The sequence below is a fragment of the Emticicia sp. genome, assembly GCF_049241225.1.
Taxonomy (GTDB): Bacteria; Bacteroidota; Bacteroidia; order Cytophagales; family Spirosomataceae; genus Emticicia.
In genome coordinates this window covers 1-2533 of sequence record NZ_JBMLRC010000355.1, presented here as the reverse complement: position 1 = coordinate 2533, position 2533 = coordinate 1, and the positions used below count along the sequence as shown (strand labels likewise).

The 2533-nt window shown below is 37.0% G+C and carries 3 protein-coding genes; 1 reads left to right on the top strand and 2 read right to left on the bottom strand.

Annotated features, from left to right (window positions below; genetic code table 11):
- Positions 1–481, bottom strand: a 481-nt coding sequence (locus ACOVO2_RS18950; protein WP_421771480.1) for a TetR/AcrR family transcriptional regulator, incomplete at its 3' end; no start/stop codon positions are given.
- A gap of 108 nt (positions 482–589) precedes the next feature.
- A complete protein-coding gene (locus ACOVO2_RS18945) occupies positions 590–1432 on the bottom strand; it encodes an SGNH/GDSL hydrolase family protein (protein WP_421771479.1) in 843 nt (280 codons plus the stop codon).
- Positions 1433–1644: 212 nt separating this feature from the next.
- Between ACOVO2_RS18945 and ACOVO2_RS18940 the strand changes: the two genes are divergently transcribed.
- A partial coding sequence (locus tag ACOVO2_RS18940; RefSeq protein WP_421771478.1) for a hypothetical protein occupies positions 1645–2533 on the top strand: 889 nt, incomplete at its 3' end.

Here is a 2533-nt window from a genome sequence, read left to right as displayed (position 1 = left end):
CCGCTCCTTCAAACTCCATGATGGTTTGTTGGGCGAGTCTGAATGATTGCTCGGGACTTTTGCGAGTTGCGTAAATTATCTGCAAAGCTTTTGTCCAATCGTCCATAATAGCTCTTAAAACTGATTGAAATTCGGGCACAACTCCAACCGTTTCGAGGGTAGTGTTTCCTACTAAACAGCCTCCTTCTTTTTCCAGAAGTAATTTCCCCATTTTCTTCAGAAGTTTTTCCATTCGTTCTTCGGGCGTGAGGTTTATATCTTCGGCAATCGGGAAAACCTTGTTAGTCAGATAAGTATGAATCGAAACGAGTAAATCTTTCATTAACATTTCCTTACTCGGAAAATGATAATACAGACTTCCCTTGAGCAAACCACTGGCTTCGGCAATATCCTGCATCGAAGTATTATGGTAGCCCTTCACTCGAAAAACATCCGATGATTTTAGCAATATTTCTTCTTTGGTAATTTTCTGAACTGGCATTTTCAGTCGATAGCTCACGGACAACAGTCCGTAGTTTATTTTATTTAGGCTCAAATGTAAAAACTATTTTTTATTTACCAAACGATTGGTAGAATAAAATTTTTAACTTCAGCTTTTCATGGCATCTTTCACCAAATCACGAATCATTCCACCAGCGATTGAGTTTTGATGTAGATTATCGGGCGTGAGTTGAAAGCCGTGTTTGGCAGAAATTTCGTCCCAGCTTTTCCCCAGTAAATAATAACTGATTACCGAAAAATTGAGCAGTTTGTAGGTTTCTTCAAACGTATGCTTCAGCGGTTGCGGGTTTTTCTGCAAAAACTCTTTTTGTTTTTCTCTGACTGGCAAATAAATGAGTTGTTCATCGGTGGCGAGTTGCTTCACAAATTCGCTGTATTTATCGGCTTTCTGATTAGCTTCGTGAGCCAAATCCTCACCCATAACTGGCAATGACATAACTGCTATTTTAGCCTGAGTTTTAGCTTTTAAATGACCAATAATTGCGATATAATTCTTCTTGAAATCTTCAAAATTGGGCGATGTAACTTTGCTTATTCTTCCTAAATCTTGGTAACGTTTTTCCATTGTTTTACCCATCGTTGAGTTGACATCATTCGTACCAATCAGAATCGTGATAAAATTGGGTTTGCAAGCAATTACATCATCAATTCGGCGGAGTAAAGTATAAGTTAAATCGGAGTTTATTCCTGCATTAAAAACCTGATAATCAGTTAGCTGAGAACCTAAATCATTTACCCAATTATAGCTCACATTGCCGTGCGTATTGCTATCGCCAAAACACACCAATACTTTTTTAGAAGCATCAATCTGTTGCCTATTTTTGGCGTTTGGATAATTTTCTGGAATATGTTTCGATACTTTTTGATATAACCAAGCGTAGAGAAACCCAAGAATTGAGACGATACAAAGAATTATAATGAGAAAAGACATTTTGTAGGGTAGGTTTTGTTGAGATTTATGTAAAGTTAGCAAATTGTTTGGTGTTAAAAAGTGTTAAATAAACCATAATTTTGATTTTATGGCGTTAATTTCGTGAGATAATTAAAATAGTCCACAGTCGATGGTCAACAGTCGACAGCATTTGAAAATGATAAAGCAAGAAATAATTATCTTGAAATCTTAAAAATCGCTTTAATCCTGTCATGAATTTTCGTAATATCATCGTTGTCATGTTGCTTGCTCTGTTGGGTCTGATGGCCTTTCAGTGGTATTGGATTGAAAATGCGATTGCCGTTAAAAAAGAACAGTTTGACCGTGATGTGAACGATGCCATGCTGGCGACTGTCAAAAAAATTGAAAAGCAAGAGGTTATTTTCTTGGCAAATCAGCAAATGAAAGCCCAAGAACAGCAAAAACTCTTGGCGATTACGCAAAAAAAGATTCAAAGGAAAAGAAAACCTCGACCTTCGGTTCAAGAAACCCAAAGTGAAGAAGTGCTAGTAAATGTTGAAAACTCTGACAAGGAAAGACATAATGTGGTGCTTTTGCCCAAAGGCATGACTAACCACACAATTACGATTGCTCCGTCGGATATTTTTTGGGCAGAACCAACTTTTGAGATTCCTGAACGCCAAATGGGACTAATAAAAGATATGCTCGAAGAGCAAAACTTGGCTTGGGAAGAACTCACACAACCTACACGCTCATTGCTGATGCGTCAGCGTAGTGTAGAAGATTTAGTTAGCGAAATCAATCGTCAGGTTATACAATTAAGTCGTAATCGACGAAATCGAGAACCTAATAATCTCAGAGTAAATATTGAAAATCAACAAGGCATAGTTACTTATAAATATTTCTACGATAACTCTCAAGCGGCAGATTCGCTAAAATTTACAGCAAAAACATACAATAAAGTAGATAGACCAATTGAAATTAAGCGAAAAAGTCAAGAAAAAGATTTTAATACCAATTTTGAACGCACCCAAAATAAAGCCGAACTTGTAAAGAATGTCTTAACTGATGTTATTCACGGAAGCCGAGATATTTATGAGCGTCTCGACCGCCAAACACTTGATACTTTACTCAAAAAAG